The 26,108-nt window shown below is 35.3% G+C and carries 18 protein-coding genes; 3 read left to right on the top strand and 15 right to left on the bottom strand.

Annotation, left to right across the window (positions count from 1 at the left end; genetic code table 11):
- Positions 1–331: 331 nt before the first annotated feature.
- The gene (locus FHP04_RS10915; protein WP_139856175.1) at positions 332–1,597 is read right to left on the bottom strand and encodes a hypothetical protein; all 1,266 of its coding nucleotides are present in this window, start codon (positions 1,595–1,597) and stop codon (positions 332–334) included.
- Between the two features lie 93 nt (positions 1,598–1,690).
- The gene (locus FHP04_RS10910; protein WP_139856174.1) at positions 1,691–4,516 is read right to left on the bottom strand and encodes a TonB-dependent receptor; all 2,826 of its coding nucleotides are present in this window, start codon (positions 4,514–4,516) and stop codon (positions 1,691–1,693) included.
- A 173-nt stretch (positions 4,517–4,689) separates the two neighbouring features.
- Here FHP04_RS10910 and FHP04_RS10905 point away from each other — a divergent pair, with 173 nt between their 5' ends.
- Positions 4,690–6,018 carry a deoxyguanosinetriphosphate triphosphohydrolase gene (locus FHP04_RS10905; protein WP_139856204.1) on the top strand — a complete coding sequence of 443 codons (1,329 nt, stop codon included), beginning with the start codon at positions 4,690–4,692 and terminating at the stop codon, positions 6,016–6,018.
- A gap of 170 nt (positions 6,019–6,188) precedes the next feature.
- The gene (locus FHP04_RS10900; protein ID WP_139856173.1) at positions 6,189–8,804 is read left to right on the top strand and encodes a T9SS-dependent M36 family metallopeptidase; all 2,616 of its coding nucleotides are present in this window, start codon (positions 6,189–6,191) and stop codon (positions 8,802–8,804) included.
- A gap of 52 nt (positions 8,805–8,856) precedes the next feature.
- Here FHP04_RS10900 and FHP04_RS10895 read toward each other — a convergent pair whose 3' ends face one another.
- Positions 8,857–10,650, bottom strand: coding sequence for a 1-deoxy-D-xylulose-5-phosphate synthase (locus tag FHP04_RS10895; RefSeq protein WP_246051419.1), 1,794 nt, complete (start codon positions 10,648–10,650; stop codon positions 8,857–8,859).
- Between the two features lie 105 nt (positions 10,651–10,755).
- Here FHP04_RS10895 and FHP04_RS10890 point away from each other — a divergent pair, with 105 nt between their 5' ends.
- Positions 10,756–11,205, top strand: coding sequence for a nucleoside deaminase (locus tag FHP04_RS10890; RefSeq protein WP_139856172.1), 450 nt, complete (start codon positions 10,756–10,758; stop codon positions 11,203–11,205).
- 25 nt (positions 11,206–11,230) lie between these two features.
- Here the strand turns inward: FHP04_RS10890 and FHP04_RS10885 are convergent, their stop codons facing one another.
- The 12 genes from FHP04_RS10885 to FHP04_RS10835 all read right to left on the bottom strand — a co-directional run bounded on the left by FHP04_RS10885 (position 11,231) and on the right by FHP04_RS10835 (position 25,920).
- Positions 11,231–11,479 (bottom strand): hypothetical protein, encoded by a 249-nt coding sequence (locus FHP04_RS10885; protein ID WP_139856171.1) that lies wholly within the window; start codon positions 11,477–11,479, stop codon positions 11,231–11,233.
- A 21-nt stretch (positions 11,480–11,500) separates the two neighbouring features.
- Positions 11,501–13,297 carry a chloride channel protein gene (locus FHP04_RS10880; RefSeq protein WP_139856170.1) on the bottom strand — a complete coding sequence of 599 codons (1,797 nt, stop codon included), beginning with the start codon at positions 13,295–13,297 and terminating at the stop codon, positions 11,501–11,503.
- The gene (locus tag FHP04_RS10875) at positions 13,270–14,142 is read right to left on the bottom strand and encodes a tetratricopeptide repeat protein (RefSeq protein WP_139856169.1); all 873 of its coding nucleotides are present in this window, start codon (positions 14,140–14,142) and stop codon (positions 13,270–13,272) included. Before FHP04_RS10875 ends, FHP04_RS10880 begins: the two co-directional genes overlap by 28 nt.
- Positions 14,114–14,659, bottom strand: coding sequence for a hypothetical protein (locus tag FHP04_RS10870; RefSeq protein WP_139856168.1), 546 nt, complete (start codon positions 14,657–14,659; stop codon positions 14,114–14,116). The genes FHP04_RS10875 and FHP04_RS10870 overlap by 29 nt, the downstream gene beginning before the upstream one ends.
- 83 nt (positions 14,660–14,742) lie before the next feature.
- Complete coding sequence (gene aspS / locus FHP04_RS10865; protein WP_139856167.1) at positions 14,743–16,497, bottom strand: aspartate--tRNA ligase; 1,755 nt, start codon at positions 16,495–16,497, stop codon at positions 14,743–14,745.
- Positions 16,498–16,702: 205 nt separating this feature from the next.
- On the bottom strand, positions 16,703–17,659 hold the full coding sequence (locus tag FHP04_RS14720) for a T9SS type A sorting domain-containing protein (protein WP_246051418.1): 957 nt from the start codon (positions 17,657–17,659) through the stop codon (positions 16,703–16,705).
- A gap of 3 nt (positions 17,660–17,662) precedes the next feature.
- Entirely contained in the window at positions 17,663–17,824 is a 162-nt protein-coding gene (locus tag FHP04_RS14515; RefSeq protein ID WP_158319136.1) for a hypothetical protein, read from the bottom strand.
- A 320-nt stretch (positions 17,825–18,144) separates the two neighbouring features.
- The gene (locus FHP04_RS10855; protein WP_139856166.1) at positions 18,145–19,047 is read right to left on the bottom strand and encodes a T9SS type A sorting domain-containing protein; all 903 of its coding nucleotides are present in this window, start codon (positions 19,045–19,047) and stop codon (positions 18,145–18,147) included.
- A 190-nt stretch (positions 19,048–19,237) separates the two neighbouring features.
- Complete coding sequence (locus FHP04_RS10850) at positions 19,238–22,735, bottom strand: efflux RND transporter permease subunit (protein ID WP_139856165.1); 3,498 nt, start codon at positions 22,733–22,735, stop codon at positions 19,238–19,240.
- Between the two features lie 14 nt (positions 22,736–22,749).
- A complete protein-coding gene (locus tag FHP04_RS10845) occupies positions 22,750–23,910 on the bottom strand; it encodes an efflux RND transporter periplasmic adaptor subunit (protein WP_139856164.1) in 1,161 nt (386 codons plus the stop codon).
- Positions 23,911–23,936: 26 nt separating this feature from the next.
- Complete coding sequence (locus FHP04_RS10840) at positions 23,937–25,316, bottom strand: TolC family protein (protein ID WP_139856163.1); 1,380 nt, start codon at positions 25,314–25,316, stop codon at positions 23,937–23,939.
- Positions 25,309–25,920: a TetR/AcrR family transcriptional regulator gene (locus FHP04_RS10835; protein ID WP_139856162.1), complete on the bottom strand. Its 612-nt coding sequence runs from the start codon at positions 25,918–25,920 to the stop codon at positions 25,309–25,311. The genes FHP04_RS10840 and FHP04_RS10835 overlap by 8 nt, the downstream gene beginning before the upstream one ends.
- Between the last annotated feature and the right edge of the window lie 188 nt (positions 25,921–26,108).

Below are 26,108 nucleotides of genomic sequence, written 5' to 3'. Positions count from 1 at the left end.
TAGTTTTTGTCGCTGTAAAGAACCGAATTTAATGTTACCTGAATGTTAAGAATTGAAATTAATTATTTAATACTAAGCAAAAAAGGGCTTCACGATGAAGTGAAGCCCGGTTTAAAATCTAGTCGACAAAAACTAAAACGATTTTAAATTTGCTCTTAAAGCTGAACCAAAGAAACAAACTCAATGTTTAATTGTGGTAAACATAATATTACCAAATGGTTAAATTGAGATATTTATTATCTATTGGTTTTATGTTTTTCGAAATTGCTTTAAAAAAAGAAAGCCCAGTTTTCAACTGAAACTGGGCTTAGGATTTTGCTAATTCAAGTACTTATTCAAAATCGTATGCTGTCCAATTGAAAAGGTCTCTACTTACAGTTGGAGTAGTCCCGTCTGTCACTTCAATTACAGCATTTTCCGTTGATTTTACGTCTGTTATATCAAGTCCTGTTGAAGAATTTCCAACAATTGATATATTTACTAGTGAGCCATTTGCATTACCCTTACCATCTTGTAGATCGATAAAGTCTGAAGCTTTAGCATCTTCGTTAGCAAATGCTACATAAGCATTAGTTAATGTAAGTCCGCTTCCACGACGTACCTTAATCATATCTGCCATTTCAATGATAGATCCGTTTATTAAAACTAAACCATCAATTGTAGGGTTAGACTGTCCAGTGTCACCAGGAGAGTTACCATCTAGGTTACCATCACCTTCTAATCCGCGAGGGTCTTCAGTAATTGCTGTAAAGTCAGATTCGCGTAATCCATAAAGGTTTTTTGCAGTTCCAGTCCAACCTTGAGTCCAGTCAAACATATCATCCTTAATGTTTACTGCAATTAGGTTTTTTACATTTACAGTACCACCAAACCACTCGTAGGCATCATCATCGCAGTAAAAAACTGCTAAGTTTTCAATTACTGTTTCATTTCCAACACCGTAAAAAGTAATTCCGTTAAATTCTTTATCACCGTTTATTCTAGCACCAGTGTAAGAAGCTTCAACATATTTCATTACTCCAGAGTTGTCGTTTTCAACTGTTCCACCGTAAGTAAGGTCAACAACTTCAGTTGTAGCAGTTCCACCACCACTAAGAGGTGCTTTCCCGATTATAAGAATTCCTCCCCAGTCACCAGATCGAGGGTTAGAAGCATTTGAAGTAAATCTAATTGGCGCATCTGCAGTTCCTTCTGCGTTAATTTTTGCACCTTGCTCAATTACTAGATAAACATTAGTTCCACCAGCAACCGCTTTAATTGTTGTTCCAGCGTCTATGCTTAAAGTTGCCCCCTCTTTTACGCTTAATGGACCACTTAAAACCCAAACTGTATCATTTGTAAGGCGAACATCGGCAGTAACATTTCCTTTAAGATCTGACGCATCTAAATCTGGATCGTCTTGAGAGTTTATAATTCCGTCTTTTTGACCTTCCACAGCACATGGCTCGCAAGAACCACCGCAGTCTACTCCAGTTTCATCTCCATTCTGAATTCCGTCATTACAAGTAACAGCAACTGGATCGCTACTATCATCTTTACTACAGCTACTAATTGTTAAGGCTGCTAATACAAAGGTTGATAAAAGTAATTTTTTCATTGTTTTCATTTTTGATTTTAAAGTTTGATGCAAAGAAACTGTTGTAGTGTTTCCTTTGGTTTAGGTTAATATTAAGTTTGGGTTAATAGTTTTTTAGAATGAATACGAAACGCCGGCGCTAAAAGAAACTCCTCTTTTATAACTTTCAACTGGAATCTCTTGTCCGTTAGGTAATGCAGGATTAGCAACACCAATGTTGTTTACTGCTTGCGTCAATTTATACTCAGGATCCAATATGTTTTTAATGTTAAGTTTGATTCCGAAGTTTTTATTGATGGCAATTTTGTTGATCAAATCTAAAGTAGGAACAGCGGCAAGCATAATATTGCTTTTTCCAGAACCAGGATTTGCATCGTCACCACCTGTTCCTAGAGAGTAAATACTTTTACTATTGTAGTTGAAAACAACTGAACTTGTAATTCCGCTATTGTTTTTGTTTAAGTTAAAGGTTAAATCGGTTCCTAAGATGAATGGAGAAGAACCTTCTAATTCATCTTCTTTATTTGTAAATCTCACAGTAAGATTATCTGTTGGAACATCCTCAAGTTTTTGATTTGAATACAGATATGAAGCATTTAAACCAAATGTCAATTTCTTTTCGTTGTCTGATTCATCTGTAATATTTAAGATGTCTTTTCTCAATTCAAGCTCTACTCCTGCAATATTTGCATCGCCCGTATTTACATAGGATAGTTCTCCAGCAGCCGAATTAACTTCAATTCGGTTAATTGCGTTTTGAATGTTTTTGTAGAAACCTGTTACGGCTATTATTTCACTTCTACTGAAATAGTATTCGTATTTTAAATCTAGATTGTAGTTATCAGCAGTTAATAAATACGGGTTTCCAAAGCTGTTGAAACTTACATTTTCATATAAAAAAGGAGCTACTTCCTTAAACTGTGGTAGTGTATATGTTTTACTTCCCGCCAAACGCAATATGCTGTTTTCATTGAAATTGTACTTCAAGTTGAAACTTGGAAGGATAAAGTTTTCATCAATTAGCGAAGGATCGGTATTTGGATCGTTTGTAGTGGCAAGGTTAGTATCGAAAAACACTTCTTGCTTTACTTTTTCATAACGCATCCCAATATTCGCTGAAAATTTTTCTGAAAAGTCATAGCTAATATCTCCTAAACCAGCGTGTAAAGTTCTCTTTCCGTTATAAGAAAAAGGTATAAAAGGATCATTACCGTCACGACCATCCCCGCGATTGGTAGTAAGTCTGAAAATTCCATCGTTCAGAGACTGTTGATTAAATAGTGAAGTGTCTGGATTGTCTATATCCACAACTGTTGGACTGTCTAAAATATAGTTTATCTGAGTGTAATTGAAAGAGCGATCGGTATTTCTGTAATTGTACCCTAAGCGAATTTTACTGTTGTTGCTAAATTCGTTTTCTCCATTTAAAGCATAGTTTAAATAAAGTTTTCCAGCCAAATCATCTTCTTCAAGATTTGAGTAGAAACGATTGTTTAATGCACTTCCAGAAGCAGCTTTTGCCACGTCGCTATTTACATCGATTACATAAGTGTTTGTTCTTCTGTCTGGCTCGTATCCGCGGATAGTATTAAATGAAGCCCCAGCATCTAAACTTAATTTCTCTGAAAGTGTAAGTGAAGTTAAAAGCTGGTTTACAAAGAGATTGTTTTCTTCTTCCTGTTGTCTTCTAATAAAAGCACGAACTGGATTTCCAGGTTCATCGTTTTCAGTTAATCCTGATTTTAAACCGTAATAATCTGAAATGCTTTGAGTATTGCTCTTGATGAACATACTGTTTAAAGAAATGTAATCTCCTTCTTCAAAACGAAATTTTACATTTGCCATTGCAAGTTTTGACACATTATAATTGTATTCAGTTTTATCAAACTGCTGATTAAAACCACCTGCTGCATTTATTCTGTCTGAAGCACCTTCGCGATATTCATAATTGTTATCTAAACTTCCAACAATGAAAAAGCTCAATTGATTTTCTCCAAGCTCAATTCGTTTTCCACCAGAAAGTGAATAGCTGCCGTTTAGCTGTGCGTTCTGAGTTTCTGGTTTAAAATTATTGTCGAAAGAATGAATGTTTAAATTGGTAATTGGAACATTGGTATTGTGGATGTTACCAATATATTTAGCGTTATCCATTGTTAAGAAATCCTTCCCGATTGCGCGAGAGTTTATCCCTGGTGAAATTGAAAATTGTAAACTTCCAGGACCCGTAAGTTCTTTGCTTACTATATCAATATTAGCACCCGCAACATCGCCGTAAAGTGGTACGGAGAAAGTTTTGTTGATTCCTACGCTCTCGATAATATCTGAAGCGAAAAAGTCTAAAGAAATGTTCTTGTATTCAGGATCTTCTGAAGGTAGTGGCAAACCATTTAAGGTTGTTGAATTGTAACGATCACCTAAACCGCGAACAAAAACGTTTTTGGTCCCGGCTTGTTTTTTCACTCCAGTTACTTTGGTTACGGCGCCCTCTGCGTCGCTTACACCTTTTCTAGAAAGATCTTCAGCACCAATAGATTGGGAAATTCCTACAGCTTTCTTTTGTTCTAGTAGTAAAGCAACTGCACTTTCTCGGCGAGTTATAGTTTTTATAACAACTTCATCTAGTGCGGCAGCACTTGCACCCATCGGCACATTAATATTAGTTACTTTATTAGCAGTAACATTTACATTGGGAATTTCAACAGTTTCATAACCTACGTAGCTATAAACTACGGTGTAAGTACCAGGTTCAATATTTTCTAAAGAATATAACCCGTCTATATCAGATGTTACTCCAGTTGAAGTTCCCTTTAAAAATACATTTGCAAAAGGAAGAGGTTCGTTATTGTAATCGGTGTCGGTAAGTTGTCCAACAATAGATCCGCTTTGAGCGAATGTAATTGACGTAATTAGTAAGAATAAAGTTTTAAAAAGTGTTTTCATTTTTGCCGTTTGATTTATTGGTGCAAAGAAACCTCTACCTTGTAAAGTCTACGTTAATTATGAATTATCAATAAGTAACCAATGTGTTAGCTTAATGTTAAGAGCGATTCAAAAAATAATATTGACTTCCCTTTTGAAAATAGTATCTTGCCTTCAAAATATTATTACTTATGATGCAATGGGAACAGTTGCTCTCACTTAGAAAGCAAGGCGATAAAAACAAACGACTTAGGATTGAAGAAAACGAAACTCGTATAGGTTTTGAAGTTGATTTCGACCGAATTATTTTTTCTTCTGCTTTCAGAAGTCTGCAAGACAAAACTCAAGTTATACCCTTATCTAAAACTTCTTTTGTTCACACTCGTCTTACTCATAGTTTAGAGGTTTCTGTTGTTGGACGTTCATTAGGAAGGACTGTTGGAAAACAGATTTTAAAAAAACACCCACATCTTGAAAGTGTACACGGTTACCAAGCAAACGATTTTGGAGCAATAGTAGCCGCTGCGGCTTTAGCACACGATATAGGAAACCCTCCTTTTGGTCACAGTGGGGAAAAAGCTATTGGGGATTATTTCTTAAATGGGAATGGGAAGCGTTTTAAAGATAAACTTACTGATAAGGAGTATCAGGATTTAATAGATTTTGAAGGAAATGCAAACGGCTTCAAAATTTTGACAGAATCTAAAAATGGAGTGTCTGGCGGATTGCGTTTGACCTATGCAAGTTTGGGGGCTTTTATGAAGTATCCTAAGCAATCACTTCCTAAGAAACCTACGTCACACGTGGCAGATAAAAAGTTTGGTGTATTTCAAAGTGATGTTGAATTTTTTGATGAAGTAGTTTCAGATCTTGGTTTGTTAAAAAGAGAAGGCGAGGGGTATGCACGTCATCCTTTAGCATATTTGGTAGAAGCTGCTGATGATATCTGCTATACCATTATCGATTTTGAAGATGGGATAAACCTTGGGTTGATTGAAGAAGAAGTTGCCCTAGAGTATCTTATAAATTTAGTTAGAAACAATCTTAAAAGTGATGTGTACTATAAACTTTCAACTTCCTCAGATAGATTAGCATATTTACGTTCGCTTGCAATAAATACTTTAATTGCAGAAGCCGCCTCCATCTTCCTTGAAAATGAAGAGGAAATACTTAAAGGTACATTCTCTGTTTCACTATTGGATAAAAGTCAATACAAAGCTCAAATCGCCGATATTATTGAGGTGAGCGTAAATAGGATTTATCAAAGTAATGAAGTAATGGAAAAAGAAATTGCAGGTTATACTATCCTTACTACTTTATTAGATGCCTATACAACTGCTTTTGAAAACACATATAATGGTGAAGCACGTCAAAAAGATAAGGTGTTATTAAAGCTTGCTGCTCTAGATAAGACAAAATCTAAGAGCGTATATGAATATTTAATGGAAAGCTGCAACCATATTTCAAGAATGCCAGATGGCAATGCACTTCAGATTTTTCAAAAATTAAATGGTAATCTTTAATTATAAAGGGTATGCCATTGACACAGTAAATGTTAAAATATACTGTTATGTTAATAAATACCTTAATTAATGTTAAATTTAGCGGCTACATTGCTCTTTTAGTTTCACAATTGTTTGTAGAGTTGGAACACTAATCTCGGCAAACTCTTATAATATTAAATCAAATTTTCATGAAAAAAATTATTTACTCACTCATTTTATTAACCTTTAATCTAAGCTTTGCCCAGGATTACACCAATTCCATCAAATCGTATCTTCAGCAAAATAGATCGAACTTAAATCTTGAACAACAAGATTATTCAGACATAAATATTACTTCACAAAGTCACTCAAAAAGCTTACAAGCAGACAATGTTTATGTAGAACAGCGTTTTCGTGGAATTAAGATTCACAATGCTATTTCTTCTTTTGTACTAAGAGAAGGATCAGTTATTTCAGCTCAATTAGCATTTACAAACAATATCGCACTTAAAGCGAACACTACTCAGCCTTCTGTTTCTGCTCTATCGGCAATTTCGAATGCTGCATCAGAATTGGGACTTCCAGCTCCAACAGGTTTAAACCTTATTGAGACAGTGGGAAATAACTCTTATGTTTTTACTGATGGAAATATTTCAATAAACAACATTCCTGTAACTCTTGTGTATCAAGGATTAAACGACAACCAAACTTTGCGTTTGGCTTGGGATGTTAGTATTTATAAAAAAGATGCTCAAAACTACTATAGTGTACGTATTGATGCCTTAACAGGAAAACTGTTGGAAATAAATGACTGGGTTGCTAGTTGCAATTTTGAGGCTCAACCTCACTCACACACTATGGAGGCAACTGAGAGTGTTTTATTTTCTAAAAAATCTTCAGCAGACTTTCATCAGCCAGTTGTAAATGGATCTGCATACAGAGTATTCCCAATACCATTTGGAGCGCCAAATGATGGAGATGATGTTTTAGTTTCGGACCCTTCTAACGTTGTAGCTTCACCATTTGGATGGCACGATACAGACGGTGTTGCAGGTGCTGAATACACTACTACTCGTGGAAACAATGTTTTGGCTAAAGAAGATATTGCAGGTAATAATGGTGCAGGTATGCAAGCTGAAGGAGGAGCAACGCTACAGTTTGATTTTCCTTTCGACTTACCTCAAAATCCATCAAACTATACAGAAGCAGCTATCACAAACTTATTCTATATGAACAACATCATGCACGATGTGTTTTACCAATATGGTTTTGATGAAGAAAGTGGAAACTTCCAGGCTAATAACTATGGTAATGGAGGTGCTGAAGGTGACCATGTGGTAGCAGAAGCTCAAGATGGTGGTGGTTTAAATAACGCAAACTTTATGACTCCTCCAGATGGATATTCTGGAAGAATGCAAATGTACTTATGGTCTGCTCCTCAAAATGTTTTAGGTACTTTTATGACTGTAAATAATGGGGCATTAGCTGGGGATTATTACGCACATAAATCAGCTTTTAGTGGTGGTGGAACGCCACTTCCAACTACGCCAATTACAGCTAATTTAGCATTAATTGAAGACGATAACTCTGGAAACTCTACAGACCCTCACGATGGATGTGATAACGTAACAAATGCTTCTGAGCTTAGCGGCAAAATTGTTGTTATAAGAAGAGGAGAATGCGGTTTCGCACAAAAAGTACAAGCAGCAGAAGATGCAGGAGCTGTAGCTGTTGTAATGGTAAATAATATACCAGGCGACCCAATAAGAATGGGAGGTTCTGGAGCAGGACTTGGTATTCCTGCGATTATGATCTTTAAAAGTGATGGAGATGCTATTATAGATGCATTACTAAATGGTGAAACTATTAGTACAACTTTAGTGGATGATGGTTCTGGAACAGATTTTAACCAACGTGATGGAGATGTAGACAATACTATTGTAGCTCACGAATACGGACATGGAATCTCAAACAGATTAACTGGAGGTCCAGCTGCTGCAGGATGTTTACAAAACGAAGAGCAAATGGGTGAAGGTTGGAGCGATTATTTCGCCCTTATGCTAACTATGTTACCTGGTGAATCTGGTGAAGATGTAAGAGGAATGGGAACTTATATTAGCGGCGAAAGTAGAGCAGGTGATGGAATTAGATCCAAACCTTATACTACTGATATGTCAATCAATAACTTTACTTATAACAGTATTAAATCTCAAGTTGCGCCTCATGGAGTAGGATCGGTTTGGGCAACTATGTTATGGGATTTAACTTGGGCATTTGTAGATGAGTATGGTTTTGATGAAGATATTTACAATGGTACTGGTGGAAATAATATGGCGTTACAGTTAGTTGTAGATGGTTTAAAATTGCAAAGATGTAGTCCAGGATTTATTGATGGTAGAGATGCTATTCTTGAAGCAGACGAAATTATTAATGGTGGAGCTAACAAATGTTTAATTTGGAATGTTTTTGCTCGTAGAGGATTAGGATTTAGCGCTAATCAAGGAAGTGTTGCAAGTAAGCAAGATGGAACTGAAGCTTTTGACGTACCTGCAGATTGTCCACTTGGAACAGCAAACAATGAAATAGAAAATAATTTCATTATTTACCCTAACCCATCTAATGGGCATATTAACATTAAATCTAGATTCGACCTTGGAAATACTAAAGTTTCTATCTATGATATTAATGGAAGATTAGTATTCAACAAACAAGTTGAATTACACCATACCGCTTTAATTGACGCTAGTGAATTATCTACTGGTATGTATATGATTACTGTAGAAGGTGGTGATAAAACTCAAACTTCAAAACTGATAATTAAATAAGAAAAGAAATTATCAGTTAAAAATTAAAAGAGGCTCAAAAGAGCCTCTTTTTTTATATATATTGTTGAAGTGTAAGCTTAATTTTTTCTGGGGATATTCCAGCAATATCACGTAATTCTGAAGTGGTTCCGTGTTCTAGAAATGTATCTTGAATCCCTAAAATTTCAATTTTGTTACTATATCCCATCGAAGCAGCAAAAGTAGCAATGGTAGATCCTAAACCGCCAGTAGTAGTTCCATCTTCAATAGTAATTATAGTATGGTGATTCTGGAATATATTATGAAGTAATTCCTCGTCTAAAGGTTTTAAGAATCTGATATCTACAACGCTTATTTTTTCTTTATCTGAAGGGTTAAGCATTTTAATAGCTTGTAATGCCTCGTTTACAATTGTACCAATTGTTATAACCGCTATAACTAAACCTTCCTTTAAAACATTTGCTTTTCCAATCTCGATAGCCTGAAAAGGCTGTTTCCAATCAATAATTTTTCCTCTACCTCGAGGATAACGAATAAAGATTGGTAACGGTAGCCCTTGCTGAGCGGTAAACATAATGTTGCGAAGTTCAACTTCATCTCGCGGTGCAAAAATGATGAGGTTTGGGATACAGTTTAAGTATGCCAAATCGAAAATTCCGTGGTGGGTTGCTCCATCTTCACCTACTATTCCAGCTCGATCTAAACAGAAAATAACTGGAATTTTTTGTAAACATACATCGTGTATCACTTGATCGTATGCCCTTTGAAGAAAGGTTGAATAAATATTACAAAATACGGTAAAACCTTGAGTCGCCAATCCTGCGGCAAAAGTTACAGCGTGTTGTTCTGCAATCCCAACATCAAAAGCTCTATCAGGAAAAGCGTCCATCATAAATTTTAAAGAGCTTCCAGTAGGCATTGCTGGAGTAATTCCAACTATCTTATTATTTGTAGTAGCTATTTCTACTAGTGTTTTTCCGAAGACATCCTGAAATTTAGGAGGTAAAACTTCGTTGCTTCTTGGCGCAAGATCTCCTGTTAAGGCATCAAATTTCCCAGGAGCATGATAAACCACCTGGTTTTCCTCTGCTTGACGTAATCCTTTTCCTTTTTTGGTGATTAAATGAAGAAGTTTTGGTCCAGGAATATTTTTTAATCGCTCCAATTCTGAGATTACAAGATCTAAATTATGACCGTCTACAGGGCCGGAATAATTAAAGTTTAAAGCTTCGAATATATTATCGGCTTCTTTTGCGCCGTTAAGTTTTACTTTTGTGAAGTACTCTTTTAAGGCACCTACGCTAGGGTCGATTCCAATGGCATTATCGTTTAAAATCACCAATAGGTTAGTATCTGTAACTCCAGCGTGATTTAGCGCTTCGAAGGCCATTCCACTAGCTATGGAGGCGTCTCCTACCACTGCTATATGTTGTTTGTTTGTTTCACCTCTTAGTTTTGAAGCAATCGCCATTCCTAATGCTGCTGAAATTGCAGTACTGCTGTGGCCCACTCCAAAAGTATCGTATTCACTTTCATCGCGTTTTGGAAAGCCACTAATACCATTAAGCTGTCTATTAGTGTGAAAAATTTCTTTTCTACCTGTCAAAATTTTATGGCCATACGCTTGATGACCCACATCCCAAACTAAAATATCTTCGGGTGTATTAAACACGTAATGTAAGGCTATTGTAAGTTCTACTACGCCTAAACTAGCGCCCAGGTGGCCTTCTTTAGTGGCAACAATATTTATTATAAACTCACGAAGTTCCTGTGCCAGTTGTGGCAAATTTTCCTGAGGTAACTTACGTAAGTCCTCTGGAGATTTAATATTATTTAGAATGTTTACTAACACGTGGTAAAGATACATTTATTGGGAATTTGTTAATTGGAGATTTCGTTAATTTGTCAATTAAGTAAATGCTAATTCAATTAATCGTAATTTTAAACTGAATTTAGAATACAATTTATTAAAATGATCAATCCTTACGACGATACATATTTTATGAAACGCGCCTATCAAGAGGCAGAAGAAGCTTACAAAAAAGGTGAGATTCCGATTGGAGCTGTAGTGGTAATTAACAATCAAATAATAGCTCGAGCGCACAATCTAACAGAAACACTAAACGATGTTACTGCTCACGCCGAAATGCAGGCCATTACTTCTGCTGCTAATTATTTAGGCGGAAAATACCTTATCGATTGTACGTTGTACGTAACAATAGAACCTTGCCAAATGTGTGCGGGAGCTTTGTTTTGGAGTCAGATTTCTAAAATAGTATACGGTGCGAGAGATGAAGCAAGAGGTTGTATTTCACTAAATACAAAGCTTCATCCGAAAACTGTAATGACAGGAGGGGTTATGGAAAAAGAAGCTTCTACATTATTAAAGCGATTTTTTATAGAAAAAAGAAATCTAAATTAGATTTGCGCTAAGCCTAAAAAAAAAATTACTTTTTATCTTTTGAGTTTTGATACTCTTGCATTTTAAGGATATTCTCCTTGGTTAGCATATAGTCTTTTACATTTTTATCCTTCCATCGATGGTATATAAACAGAGGCATCAAAATAAAAAAGCCAAGTGAAATACTTAAACCAATAAGTAAGTTGCCAGTGGCTTCATCATCTGGTTTTATATAAAATCCGCTTCCCAATCCTGTGAAAACTACAATTAATAATATTATTAAAATATACTTCATAAATACGTATTCTTTAAGGTATTAGTTTCTAGAAAAATCAATTAACTTTTTTCTGTAGGCTGTGAGTAACTTAGACTTTGATATAAATCCGTAATATTCGCCATTTTTAATTACAGGGAGATTCCACGCGCCAGTATCTTGAAATTTTTTCATTACTTCTGTCATCTTATCTTCACTAAGGTTAACTACTGCAGGTGGATGATGCATTAACTCGCTAGCTTTCATTTCTTCGTATAAACTCTGATTAAACATAACAGGTCTTAAGTCGTCTAAAAGTATAATTCCTTCCAAAGCCTTTGTTTCTTTGTTTAAAACAGGATAAATATTTCTTTTAGATTTCACAACCGCTTGGTTGACTATTTCACCTAAATTCATTTGTGGATTAACACTTATAAAATCACGTTCTATCACAGTTTTTATATCCATTAATGTAAGCACTGCGTGGTCTTTATTATGAGTAATTAAATCTCCTTTTTTCCCTAGTTCCATAGCATAAACCGAATGTGGAATAAAGTACTTTGTCATAGAGAATGATATGGTAGCTACAATCATTAAAGGAATAAAAAGCTCATAGCCTCCGGTTACTTCTGCGATTAAGAAAATTGCGGTTAAAGGAGCGTAAAGTACGCCTGCCATTAAGCCTGTCATTCCCACTAAAGTAAAATTGCTTTCCGAAACTCCATTTGGAAACAATCCACAATTATTTATTATTTTGGCTACAACATTCCCCATTATACTTCCCATAAAAAGTACTGGTGCAAAAATACCTCCTACACCTCCTGCGCCAAAGGTCAAAGCACTTGCTATAATTTTAAAAAAGACTAATCCAGATAATAAGGCAATCACCATCCACACACTATTTAGGTCTAGATTGAATATATTGTTCTGCAAAGCTAACTCTGGCTTTCCTTTTACTATATCGTTTATAATGTCAAAACCTTCTCCATAAAGGGGTGGAATAAAATATATTAGTACACCAATACTTAAACCACCTATAAAAAGTCTTTTAATTGGCGATTTTATCTTCTCGAACAATTCTTGAAAGAATGCATAGGTTTTTGCAAAGTATATTGAAACTAATGAAGCTATTACTGCAAGAATTATATAGAAAGGAATATTACTAATATTAAAGGTGTCGGTTTCTTTAAAAGGTAGTAGAACATCATTTCCGAAGAAGAAATAAGAAGTTAAAATTGCTGAAACCGAAGCTAACAGCAAAGGAACCATAGAAACTAAAGTGAGGTCTAAACTAAAAACTTCAATCGCAAAAATAATAGCAGCGATTGGAGCCTTAAACATAGACGACATAGCCCCTGCTGCAGCACATCCAATTAATAATGTACGGGTGGCTTGGTCTACGTGTAATACGCGTGAAAGATTCGAACTTATTGCAGCACCTGTAGCAACAGTGGGCCCCTCAAGCCCTACGGATCCACCAAAACCTACTGTAATTGGGGCGGCAATCATACTTCCAAACATTTGAAAACGCCTCATCAACCCCTTTTCTTTTGATATAGCAAAAAGGGTAGAAGGGATGCCGTGGTTTACTTTATTTCGGATTAAGTACTTAATAACTAAATAAGTAATTCCGAGTCCGATAAGTGGGAAGATAAAGTAAAAAGCAGAATAGTACTCCGCAATTAATTTTCCTTCTAGTAAAAGCTGAATAAAGTGAGTGCCGTTTTTGATAATTACAGCCACAACGCCTGATAAGAAACCTACAATTATACTTAAGATATATACAAATCGCTGATTTGATATATTCTTAATTCGCCAGATAAGTAGGCGTGCTAATATGCTTCTTTTTTGTGCGGGCATTGGTTGCTAATCGCGTTTTCTAAATTATTTAAGTCCTGAATATAGATCTGTTTTAAAGCTTCGGTATAAACGTGCTTGTTAAAATAACCATTTTTAAAATTATCCAAGGCCATATCTAATTCTTTCTTAGCGTCTTCACATTTATTTTGTTCAAATAAAATTAAAGCTTTATAATAACTTCCATCTGCCGTCTTGTTTTGATTATAGAAAATCATCTTGTCAAAGTCTATTAAGGCAGCTTCAGGGGTGTTATTTTCATAATGAGCAATACCTCTATATAAAAATGCAGTAGGCTCAGCCCAATCTTCACCATTCTTTTCTGTTACATCATCTAAATAACGGTTTAAATACTTAATTGAATTCTCGTAATCTTTTAGGCCTAGATAGGCCAATCCACGCCAATAATCTACACTGTGGCCCTGTGGTGCATCGGTGAAGTCTGGGGTTAAAGTATCTGAAGCATCAAAATCTGCAATAGCCTTTTCATAATCTCTATAAAACTGTAGGTAAAGATACCCTCGCCACGGCACCCAAATTTTTGGATCACATTTAGCTGCTTTGTCGAATTTGATTTTCCATTCATCAATCAATCCCCGCTTTAAATAGGCTACAGAAAGTTCTCGGAGCGCTTTACAATTGTTTGGGTCCATGGCAACCGCTGCTTCCAGCTTTGTCATAACTCTTGGGTCGCCTTGTGCAGCGTGTAAGCCTACTGCTTCTTTGTATAATTCAACCGAGTATTGCTTCTTTTCAGCTTCAGACATTTGTGAAGTGTCTTTTTCACAAGAAGTAAACACAGCTGCAATAAATAGTAGGCTAAGGTAATATTTCAGTAATTTCTCCATCTTTTAATTTATACGATACGTACATATAATAATCTACGGGTTGTTCATCAAAACGTAATATATTCCAATGTTTTGCTTGAGCTGTTATTGCGAGTAATTGGGAGACTAATTCTTCTGAAAATTGTGTTTTTTGATAATTTGTATCTACTTCAATAGTTTCAAACCATCCAGGTTTTCCTTCACAATTAACCAAAAATCTAAAGTTTAGATAGCCAGAATCTGTATAACTATTGTTTTTGTATTGCGCCAGTATATCATCCCTATACTGCTTTTTATTACCAGCATATCCTTCTTCTGAAGCACCGTGATGTACGTGATATATTGTTTTAGGATCACAAAGATTGTAACTTCTATTTAAGGCTGTTGTTTCTTGATTGATGTACCCCACATAATTTGGATAGGCCTCCTCGTTAACTGGGAATTTTTTGTGGTAATACAACCAACCGCCAAAAAAGACAAAGAGTGCTATAATGCAAAGACCTAGAACTATAAATGTGATGATTTTTAGAGCTTTCATTAATTATATTGATAACCTTAATCAAAAAACCTAACAGACATTGCGATACAAGAAGCACTCTGACCTGTTAGGTTTAAGGTGTTTTATTTATTTAATTCAACCCTAAGGTGAAGTTCTTCTAATTGTTTTTCATCAATTGGAGCAGGGGCGTCTATCATTACATCGCGTCCCGAATTGTTTTTAGGGAATGCAATAAAATCGCGTATTGTTTCTTGTCCGCCCAAAATAGAAACCAGTCTATCCAGTCCAAAAGCTAATCCACCGTGTGGAGGTGCACCGTATTGGAAGGCATCCATTAAAAAGCCGAACTGTGCTTTTGCTTCTTCAGGGGTAAATCCTAAATAATCAAACATCAATGACTGAGTTTTCTTATCGTGAATACGGATAGAGCCACCGCCAATTTCGTTTCCGTTTAAAACTAAGTCGTAGGCATTTGCTTTTACTTCTCCAGGATTAGTATCTAGAAGTTCTAGTTGTCCAGGTTTTGGAGATGTGAATGGGTGGTGCATTGCGTGGTAACGCTCCGTTTCTTCATCCCATTCTAAAAGTGGGAAGTCTATTACCCAAAGTGGTGCAAACTCGTCATTCTTTCTCAAACCAAGTTGCTCAGCTAAATGCATTCTTAAAGCACTTAGTTGTGCTCTTACTTTGTTTTTGTCTCCGGAAAGTACACATACTAAATCGCCCGGATTTGCACCTGTAATTTCTGCCCATTTTGCTAAATCATCTTGATCGAAAAATTTATCTACAGAAGACTTAAAGGTTCCGTCGTCATTACAACGCGAATAAACCATTCCTAAAGCACCAACTTGAGGACGTTTAACCCAGTCTATTAATTTATCTATTTCTTTTCTTGTAAACGCATTTCCACCAGGAACTGCAATTCCAACCACTAATTCAGCTTGGTTAAAAACGCCAAAGTCTTTGTGTTGAGCTACTTCATTTAACTCGCCAAACTCCATCCCAAATCGGATATCTGGTTTGTCGTTTCCGTATTTAGCCATTGCTTCGTCGTATGTCATTCTTGGGAATTCAGAAATCTCTACGCCGTTAATTTCTTTTAAAAGGTGTCTCGTTAAACCTTCAAAAGCATTTAAAATATCTTCTTGTTCTACGAAAGCCATTTCGCAGTCTATTTGGGTAAATTCTGGTTGGCGGTCTGCACGTAAATCTTCGTCACGGAAACATTTTACTATCTGGAAATACTTATCCAAACCACCTACCATAAGCAATTGCTTGAATGTTTGTGGCGATTGTGGAAGGGCATAAAACTGTCCTTCATTCATTCTTGAAGGAACCACAAAATCGCGCGCTCCTTCAGGAGTTGATTTAATTAAATAAGGAGTCTCTACTTCAATAAAACCTTGGTTTGATAAATAGTTACGCACTTCAATAGCAACTTTGTGACGGAAAATAAGATTTTCTCGCACTGGATTTCTACGAATATCTAGGTATCGATATTTCATACGTAAATCCTCACCACCATCTGTTTCATCTTCAATGGTAAATGGAGGCGTAAGCGATTCGTTTAATATAGTTAATTTAGAAACCAAGATTTCCACATCCCCAGTCGGCATATTTGGATTTTTTGAAACGCGTTCAATCACAGTTCCCGTTACTTGTATCACAAACTCTCGCCCTAGTTTTGAACATCTGTCCATTACGTCTTTTGGGGTACGTTCTTCATCAAAAATAAGTTGGGTAATGCCGTAGCGGTCACGAAGGTCCACCCAAACCATAAATCCTTTATCACGAGTTTTTTGAACCCATCCTGAAAGGGTTACTTCTTTATTGATATCTGCGGCGCGTAGTTCGCCGTTATTATGCGTTCTGTACATCTTATTCTGAAAAAAATTAGCAGGGCAAATTTAACAAGTATAAAGCGAATTGTTGTGGTTTTGTGCGGATTATTATTTCTGTGGCTGTTTTGCCACTCCCGAAGGCTTGGGACACGAATTATATAGAAATACTCAGTAAAAAAACCTGCAAAGTTTTTTAAATCTTTGCAGGTTAAGAAAAATGCTGTTAGGTACATAAGATTATTTATTCTTTTACAAGCTTTTTGATAGTTATATTTCCTCTTTCATCTTCAATATTTAAAAAATATATGCCGCTGGAAAGATTTGAAACGTCTATTGAACTTTGCTTGTTGAAATCTAAAGTTTGATTGCTTAAAAGTTTACCTACAGTATTGTATATTTTAATATTGAGGTTTCCTTTACGGTTAGGCGAAATTATTTGTAAAACTTCGTTTACTGGGTTTGGGTAGATGCCATAATAGTCTAGGGGTTCAGCATTTAAACCTAAGGAGCAATCTTCACTATATGAAGTCCACGAGTCAATACACCATCCAGTTATAGGTAATCCAGTTGTACATTCTGGATAATTAGCATTCTCAATGTCAACTTGTATGCATTCCAAATCGGGGTTTCCAGTTGTAAACATATCATTTACATGGTGGTTATTACCATTATCAATCCTCAAATTTTCTAATTCGCAATCTGTACACGAAAAATTCAAGAGATTAAAGTTCTCCGATAAGTCTAAGCTGGTAAAAAAATTACCATCACCAATAAAAGATTCAAGCTGCAAAGTTTGTTGAAGGTCTATATCACTAAGTAAATTTTCTGCGACCCATAACACTTTTAATTCAGAATTTTGTAACACATCCAATTCGCTCAATAAATTATTATGACAATATAAATTAACAAGGTTTAGGTTTTGGGAAAGATCTAGAAAGGCTATTTGATTATTAGAACAAATTAATGTTTCAATGTTTATAAAGCTCTGAATTCCCTCCATGGAAGAAATATTTTTAAACCACACATTTAAACTTATAACTGCTTCGGCTTCACTCACCTGTATTTCACCATCGTTATTGGTGTCAACCCCTTCGTCAATAAGAGCATTTTTAAAATTTGCATCCGGTATATTTACAATCTGCCCATTGCTGATATTAAAATATAAAGTCAATATTATTAGAATTATTATAGTTTTCATAATCTATTGCTTTAAAAGGTTTTTAGAATCTTGTATTTGACCATCGCATACTAACGCAACGCTGTAGGTGCCCGAGGTGTAATTTGAAATATCCAATACAATACTGTTTAAAGCAGTATCTACAATGTAATTGTTGGAGGTGCCGTTAGTTATACTTGTTACCATTAGGTAGGCAGAACCGGCATCCTGGGCAACATAATAATCATGCCTATTCTGAGCAAATAGAAAAAAAGAATAAAATAAAAATAGTAGTAGTATTAATGCTTTTAAGGCTTGTGGCTTGTGGCTTGTGGCTTGTGGCTTGTGGCTTGTAATGTCATAATATGAGGATTAAAGTTAGTTCATTTCTTAAAATTATGCAAAAACCTTCAAAATTAAAATAGGTAATTCCCTGTATTATGTTGGGGATTTCCCCCTTTTCCCAAATACCTCATTTATATATGAAGAAACAGAAAAATGTCCGTTCGAGCGCAGTCGAGAACTATTTATTGTTTTACAAACTTTTTCACCTCTACTCTCCCGCTTTCATCTTCAATATTTAAAAAATAAATACCGCTGGAAAGATTTGAAACATCAATTGAAGTTTGCTTATTAAAATCAATATTATGAGTGTTTAAAAGTTTTCCTTCTGTTGAATAAATTTGGGTTTTAAGTTTGCCTATATTTTTTGTGCCATTTAATACCAAAACTTCATTAACAGGGTTTGGATATATAGAAAATAGTTTTTCATTAATATCATTTGTTCCTAAAGAGCAGTCTTCAGAATAGATAAAATTTGCAGCAAAATACCAGCGAGAATATGGTAATTCATTATTATTTGCAGCCACCTCATCATCCACAGTAATACACTGTAATTCTGTAAGTTCACAAGGCTCACCTTCAAATTGGCAGGGCAGGCTTATTGTTAAAATTGAATTAGCTCCATTTTTTAAATTCAAATTTTCTAGAAAAATTACATTCCCCGCTTCAACAATTTCAAGATTTACGTTACTGGAAAAGTCCAATGAAGTCATTAGCATTGAAAAGCCAGGACTTTGACTATTAAAATAAAGCTCTTTTAATAGAATGTTTTCACTCACATCTAGTAAATAAAGTATATTACCACTTACATCCAACAATTCTAAAGCTGAAAAATCTTCGAGACCTGTTAAATCTTCTATAAATCGATGATTCACATCGAGCGTTACTACATTTTCAATATCGCTAGTTAAAACCTGTCCATTTATCATACCATCGCTATCAATGCCTAAGTCAATAAGTGCTTGTTCAAAATTAGGATCGGGTATATTTGTTACTTGTGCGTAAAGCCCTAATGGCAATAAAAACAGCCATATACATTGCTTATATAGTGTAGCTGTTTTTTTGTGTATTTTGAAAAATAATTTCATTATTTGAGGCTTGAAGTTAGTTATTTGCTTAAAATTATGCAAAAATCTTCAAAATTAAAATAGGTAGTTCCCTGTATTATGATGGGGGATTTCCCCTTTTATTCTGCTAAGTTTAGGTATGCACAATAAAAAACCCTTTTGGAAAATTGCTAGCCAAAAGGGTTTTAGTGTTTTATTGAATATTAATAGTTTAGGCTATCCGCTCGTAATTATTAGCTTCTTTAGCTCTTTGCTTTTTTAACTGCTTTAATCGTTTTCTCTTTCTCAATCTAATTTTAGCGCGATTCACCAAATAAAACATCACGGGAACCACAATTAAGGTTAAGAAAGTTGCGAAAATTAATCCGAAGATTACTGTCCAAGCCAATGGTCCCCAGAAAATTACGTTGTCCCCACCAATATAAATATTAGGGCTGTAATCTGTAAACAACCCGAAGAAATCGATATTAAATCCGATAGCAAGCGGGATAAGCCCTAAAACGGTTGTAATCGCTGTTAAAAGCACTGGACGCAAACGGGATTTTCCACCCGCTACAATAATCTCAAAATACTGTTTTTTGGTAAGCATTTGCTCCTCGTCCATTTGCAACTCATACTTTTTACGATCTATAAGAATCTGGGTGTAATCGATAAGTACAATGGCGTTATTTACAACAATACCTGCAAGCGAGATAATTCCCATCATCGTCATAATAATTACGAAATCCATTTGGAAAACTACCAATCCGAGGAATACACCTGCTAAGCTTAATACTACCGAAGTAAGAATTATAATAGGTTTTGAAAGTGAGTTAAACTGAGCAACCAATATTAATAATATTCCTCCTAAAGCATAAAATAGCGCCATCATTAGGAAGCCCATATTGTCTTCTTGTTCTTCTTGCTCTCCTGTAAAGGTTAAATTAACGCCATTAGGTAAATCGTAATTTTGAAGTTCGGTTTTTAAATCGTATACAATTTCGGTTCCGTTATAACCTCCAATTACGTTTGAATAAACAGTAATGGTTCTTTTTAAATCTTTTCTTTTTATTGCACTAAACGAAGCTGTATTGTTTTTGGTAACCATAGCTGAAATGGGTACTTGAACAATTTTCCCTTGATTGTTTCTAAAAGTAATTGGTTGATTAAAAAGTGCACTTTCGTCATACCTCGATGCCTCTGAAAGACGTACGTTTATTTCGTAATCGTCGTTTCCATCTTTGTAAGTAGAAGCTTCTTCTCCAAAAATGGCACGACGTAACGTTTGCCCAATTTGCCCTGTGCTAATTCCTAACTGTCCCGCTTTTTCACGATCTACAGTTACATTCATCTCAGGTTTACTCTTGTTTACGTCTATTTTTAGCTCTTCAATCCCGCTAATACCTAACCCTTCAATATACGAACGAAGATTTTCGGCCTCGTGAAGCATTTCCTCATAATCATCCCCACTTAATTCGATATTAATTGGGTATCCAACAGGAGGTCCAGCAGCATCTTTTTCAACAATAATAGAAGCTCCTGGAAAACCTTTTACCGATTCTCGAACTTCTTCTAAAACATCACTACTTTTTACACCACGTCGCAACTGATAATCTCGCATAGATAAAGTGATTTTACCTTTCTGCGGCATATCGTTACTTTGGCCCCCGTCGGTTTGTGGGTTTCCAGCACCTTGGCCTACTTGCGAAACTGCAGATTCAACCATATAGTTGTAGCCATTGTCTTCGTATTTTGAAATGGCTTTATATATACGCTCCTCAACTTGTTTGGTAAGCTCGTTTGTTTTCTCAATATCTGTTCCTTGCGGATATTCTATATAAGTAATAATTTGATTCGGTTCATTTTCTGGAAAGAAAAGAACTTTGGGTTGTACTAAGCCTACTAAGACGAACGAAAGAATTAACAATACCACTGTACCAAAGAAAAACACATAGGCTTTGGTTCCTTTTAATGCATATTTTAAAGTGCCTTCATAGAAATTTTCAAGTTTTTTCAAAGATTTATACTGAAAATACTCAACTGCACCTGCCAATACATATTTGTATAACCAAAGCATTATAGCCGTTAAGATTCCTAAATTTCCAAATCCTCTAAAGGCAGCAATATCCATAATAAACCCAGCAACCAGAAGCAATGCTCCAGCTCCAAATAATATTAAACTCCAGCGAATAAGCTTTCGCTTTGTAAGTGGCTCTTCTTCAATCTTCATAAATTTTGAAGTAAGCATGGAGTTAATTACAAGGGCTACAAAAAGCGAAGAACTCAATACTACAGATAGTGTAATTGGGAAATAAATCATAAACTTACCTATCATTCCTGGCCAAAGTCCGAGCGGGAAAAAGGCTGCAAGTGTAGTAGCAGTAGAGGCAATAATAGGCCAAGCAATTTCACCCATACCTTGTTTTGCTGCTTTTCTAGGCGACATTCCCTCACTCATCAAGGTGTATACGTTTTCTACCACCACAATTCCATTGTCTACCAACATTCCGAGACCCATAACGAGTCCGAAAAGCACCATTGTATTAAGCGTAAAACCTAATGACGATAGTATAAACAACGACATAAGCATAGAGAGTGGGATGGCAAAACCAACAAAAAGCGCATTTCTAAACCCTAAAAAGAACATAAGTACCACAACAACCAAGATAACCCCAAAAATGATGTTGTTTACCAAGTCGTTTACCTGGTTTTCAGTTTTGATTGATTGGTCATTAGAAAGACTTATATGAAGTGTTTCTGGCAGGTAATTATCTTGCTCGTCTTTGATAAGTTCTTTAATTAGCTCAACCGCCTCAATCATGTTTTTTCCTGCTCGTTTCTTAACATCGAGCATCACAACAGGTTCTCCGTATTCACGAGCAAAAGTTGTAGCATCTTTCTCGTGAAATTTAATGTCGGCAATGTCTTTTAGGAAAACAATCCCGTCATCTTTTTTAACTACAAGCCTTTCTAGCTCTTTGGGATTTTGAATCTCACCCGTAATACGAATGTTTTTCTGAACCCCATTGGTTATAATATTACCACCAGAAATTGTAGTGTTTTCACCTTTAATAGCATTTATAATATTGTCGAAGCTCACTTGAGAAGCGGTCATTTTATAAATATCGACAGCTACTTCAATTTCTTTTTCTTCAGCCCCTCGAATAGTAGCTTCCTTTATTTGAGGCAGCATTTCAATTTTATCCTGAAGGTATTCAGCGTAATCCTTTAATGTCTGAACGGTATAATCTCCTGTTAGGTTTATGTTTAGAATAGGAAATTCTTCCGAAAAATTTAAATCGAAAGCATTTGGTTCAACTTTAGCTCCATTGGTAAGTACTGGCCAAGTAGCTTCCGCTTTTACAAGGTCTATTTTATCTTTAACAGATTGTTTTGCTACAGGAATTTCTACACTTTCTTCAAATTCTACAATAATTATAGAGTAATCTTGAAGTGTGGTAGAAGTAATTTCTTTTACTCCTGCAATATCCTTAAACTCTTCTTCTAAGGGTTCGGTTATAAACTTTTCTACGTCTTCGGCAGAGTTTCCTGGGTTAACCGAACTTACATAAATCTTAGTTTCAATAATTTCAGGAAATGCCTCTCGTGGCATACTATAGTAGGCAAAGGCACCTAAAAACAGGATAATAGCCATTACCACATAAACTGTCATTTTGTTATCGATAGCCCAAGATGATATACTAAATTCTTTATACGGGTTTTTGCTCATTTTGCAAGAGTTTCTTATTGTTTGATAGTTACTTTTTGACCGTCGCGAAGTGTTTTTGCACCTTCTTTTATAATAGTATCACCTTTTTTGAGTCCCGACTTTACTTCGGTGTGGTTACCGTATGAAAGCCCTGTTTCAATAATGATGCGTTTAGCAACACCAGTACTGTCGTCTATAGGTTTGTATACGTATGCAATAGTTTCACCTGCAGCATTTTCTTGTAGAATATTCTCAGGTATAGTAATGGCATTCTCAGCGCTGTAATCGTTAACCTTAACTGTTGCAATTAGATTTGGTTTTACATTCCCGTCCTTATTTGGAATTTCAACTTGAATCTCAAAACTTCTATTATTCGGATTTATATAGTTGCTTACTTGGCGAACAGTTCCTGTAAAGTTTTCATTAATTGACGCTAAGTTTACTTCAACACGTGTCCCTTTTTTAATGTTTGTTAAATAGGTTTCAGGTATTGACGCTTTAACATACATATCACTCAAGTTTACTAGTCGAATAATTGGAGTTTGTCCCGGTACAACTACTTGACCTGGATCTGAAATAATATCATCTATCACTCCGCTAAATGGCGCAGTAATGATTGTTTTTCCTAATTGAGCGCGCAACTGATTGGTGGTGTTCCTTGCTGCTTCGTAATTGGTTTTTGCTTGGAGATACTGAATTTCTGAACCAATTTTTTGTTCCCAAAGTCTTTCTTGACGTTCGAAAGTTGTTTTTGCTAATGCTAGTTGTGCTTCTTGTTGCGCTACTTGGCTAGATAAACCACCATCGTCAATTTTGGCAAGACGTTGCCCTTTTGACACCCGCTGACTTTCTTTTACGTATATATTGGTAAGTACACCTGAGTATTCGGCATTCAATACGACATTTTGATCTGTTTCAACATTTCCCTGCACTTCAACATAGTGTTTAAAAACAGTGTCTTTAATCACTTCAGCAGTGATTAACGCTGGGCGTTCCTTTTTTTCGTGAGAATCGATATAGTCATTCAACTTGTCGATCTCAGCTTTAAGGTCTCTTTGTTGTTGATTAAGTTCAGTTCTTTTAGTCTTAATTGCAGAAAGATCTCCAGATTCTATGAGAGAATCCACAGATTTTTGGTCACCGCCGCAAGAAACCAAAGTGGCTATAAAGATTATAAGTAGGAATGTTTTTTTCATTTTTTGATTTATTTAAGTCGGTAGGGTTAATATTTTCCTTTTATTTCATCCGAAACTATTCGTAATTGCGGGATGTTTAAAACTGTTTCCAGATTTGCTTTTTCGTTTATTACATTCAACATCGATTGAAAATATTGTTGTTGCGCTGTATATAATTGTGTTTGTGCTTGTCGTAAATCAAAACTCGTTGATAAGCCTTCAGTAAATTTTACCTGATTTTTATTTTCAATTCGCTCTGCTAATCTTAAGTTCTTTTTAGAATTTTCATAATTCTCGATTGCGAATTGATAATTGCTTTGGGCTGTAGTTAAATCGAGTTTAATTTCTTGCTTGGTGTTTTCTAAATCTGTTTTAGCTTGGTCTAAAGCAATTCTTGTGCGTTGTGTCGCAGCACTTCGCATACCACTACTAAAGATAGGAATGTTCAAACTTACACCTAGTACTGAGGATTGATACCATTTTTGGTCTCCATTGAAAAATGTAAAATCTTCACTATTTGCCGATGTGCCGTAATTTATAAAGGCCGAAAGAGTTGGTAGTGCTTTACTCTTCTCTAATTTATTTTCAAAAAAACGTTGTTGAACAAGATTGTTTGCAATTTTGAAATCTACATTCTCTTCAAAATTTATTGAATTGTCTAAAAGTGCAAGACTAATATTTGCATTTGCTAATTTGGCTAAATCGTCTGTTAACATAATTGGTGTGTCAACATCTATCCCCAAAGAAAGGTTGAACATTTGCTTTGCTATTTTCCGACTTCTTTTGGCATTGCTTAATTGTGTTTCGATGTCTAAAAGTGTAATTTCTAGCTGCTCGACACTCTCTTCTTCGGCCAATCCATTTTCAAATATTTTCCTGGTTTCAAAAAGATTGTTTTCTAGATTGGTTTTGTTTTTTTCAAAAATAGCTACCAACTCTTCAGAGAGTAGAACACTTCCGTAGGCGTTAATAACACCTTTGCGTACTTCTAAACGCACTTTTTCATTGTAATTCTCGGAGTATTTTAAAAATGTTTTTGCTGCTTTTAAACCTACAAGATAACTGCCATCAAAAATAAGTTGGTTTAAAGTAGCTACTGCATTGGCATTTTGCTTTGTTCCAAAAGTTACTGGAAGATATGTGCCTGGTTCTCCACCTGCAAGCTCCCCAGGAAGCAAAGTTACTGGCTGTTTTAAGTTGTTTTGATAAGTTGCGCTTCCGCTAATTTGCGGTAGCCCTTGAGCTGTAGTTTCCCACTTTTGCTTTATGGCCTTAGCAATGTCACGTCTAGCATTAATAGAAGTGTAATTGCTATCTAAAGCAAATAGAATTGCTTCCTCAAGACTAAAACTATATTCTTTTTGCTCTTGAGAAAATCCTGCAAAACTGAACAGTATAATACTGACTATTAAAATTCTTTTAATCATTAGTGTGATGTTCTTTAAGGTATTTATTTAGTGTCATTAATCCTTCAGGTGTTACAATTCCTCGTAAATGATATTCTAAGTATTCTTCAGCCCTATATTTTGATGAAAACTTTTCAATAGGAAATAATGCTTGGTCGTGAATGTTGGTTATCCCCATAAAATAGAGACGACTTATAAAATCTGAATCAAGGTTTTTACGGTATAAGCCTTGTTCTATACCCTTTTTTATATTCTTTTGGGTGCTTTCCAACATTTTTTCAAGCTGATTCTTATGAATACTCGAACTTATTTCGGGGTAATATTTGTTTAGCTGATATTGTGCAGATGAATGTTCATCCTTCAATTTCTGCATTATAAATTTCTTAATCTTGAATAATTCTTCAATCGGATTTATATCTAATGCACATATTTCGTCTATCCCAGTCGTGATATTGTCTAGCATAAACCAAGCACATTCTTTAATAAGTTCAGTCTTATTCTTAAAATGTGTGTAAATCGTCTTTTTTGATATAGCTAACTCTTGAGCTATATCATCCATGGTAACACTCTTAAAACCAAGCTTTAAAAAGAGGTCTGTAGCTTTATGGATTATTCGTTCTTTCATAATGGGGTGCAAAGATAGGTTGTGGAAACTTTTAAAACAATAGTAGTTTCCAAAGTTTTATTTTATTTAACATTTTGGATGTGAGGATGTAATAGCGGGCGTGATGAATAAATTTTTGTGTTATTCTTCAAAAGGAGAAATCTACTTTTTAAGTTTCAACTCTTTTTCGGTTATAAATTGTGTGCATT

This window comes from Aequorivita sinensis, assembly GCF_006346335.1.
Taxonomy (GTDB): Bacteria; Bacteroidota; Bacteroidia; order Flavobacteriales; family Flavobacteriaceae; genus Aequorivita; species Aequorivita sinensis.
Note: the sequence above shows the minus strand (reverse complement) of the source record. Positions and strands in the feature narration are given on the sequence as shown.

Bases quoted from the DNA above. Each gene is read 5' to 3' on its own strand.
- FHP04_RS10915 (WP_139856175.1), bottom strand. From the start codon at position 1,597: ATGAAAAAATTACTTTTATCAACCTTTGTATTAGCAGCCTTAACAATT.
- FHP04_RS10910 (WP_139856174.1), bottom strand. From the start codon at position 4,516: ATGAAAACACTTTTTAAAACTTTATTCTTACTAATTACGTCAATTACA.
- FHP04_RS10905 (WP_139856204.1), top strand. From the start codon at position 4,690: ATGCAATGGGAACAGTTGCTCTCACTTAGAAAGCAAGGCGATAAAAAC.
- FHP04_RS10900 (WP_139856173.1), top strand. From the start codon at position 6,189: ATGAAAAAAATTATTTACTCACTCATTTTATTAACCTTTAATCTAAGC.
- FHP04_RS10895 (WP_246051419.1), bottom strand. From the start codon at position 10,650: ATGTATCTTTACCACGTGTTAGTAAACATTCTAAATAATATTAAATCT.
- FHP04_RS10890 (WP_139856172.1), top strand. From the start codon at position 10,756: ATGATCAATCCTTACGACGATACATATTTTATGAAACGCGCCTATCAA.
- FHP04_RS10885 (WP_139856171.1), bottom strand. From the start codon at position 11,479: ATGAAGTATATTTTAATAATATTATTAATTGTAGTTTTCACAGGATTG.
- FHP04_RS10880 (WP_139856170.1), bottom strand. From the start codon at position 13,297: ATGCCCGCACAAAAAAGAAGCATATTAGCACGCCTACTTATCTGGCGA.
- FHP04_RS10875 (WP_139856169.1), bottom strand. From the start codon at position 14,142: ATGGAGAAATTACTGAAATATTACCTTAGCCTACTATTTATTGCAGCT.
- FHP04_RS10870 (WP_139856168.1), bottom strand. From the start codon at position 14,659: ATGAAAGCTCTAAAAATCATCACATTTATAGTTCTAGGTCTTTGCATT.
- aspS (WP_139856167.1), bottom strand. From the start codon at position 16,497: ATGTACAGAACGCATAATAACGGCGAACTACGCGCCGCAGATATCAAT.
- FHP04_RS14720 (WP_246051418.1), bottom strand. From the start codon at position 17,659: ATGAAAACTATAATAATTCTAATAATATTGACTTTATATTTTAATATC.
- FHP04_RS14515 (WP_158319136.1), bottom strand. From the start codon at position 17,824: ATGGTAACAAGTATAACTAACGGCACCTCCAACAATTACATTGTAGAT.
- FHP04_RS10855 (WP_139856166.1), bottom strand. From the start codon at position 19,047: ATGAAATTATTTTTCAAAATACACAAAAAAACAGCTACACTATATAAG.
- FHP04_RS10850 (WP_139856165.1), bottom strand. From the start codon at position 22,735: ATGAGCAAAAACCCGTATAAAGAATTTAGTATATCATCTTGGGCTATC.
- FHP04_RS10845 (WP_139856164.1), bottom strand. From the start codon at position 23,910: ATGAAAAAAACATTCCTACTTATAATCTTTATAGCCACTTTGGTTTCT.
- FHP04_RS10840 (WP_139856163.1), bottom strand. From the start codon at position 25,316: ATGATTAAAAGAATTTTAATAGTCAGTATTATACTGTTCAGTTTTGCA.
- FHP04_RS10835 (WP_139856162.1), bottom strand. From the start codon at position 25,920: ATGAAAGAACGAATAATCCATAAAGCTACAGACCTCTTTTTAAAGCTT.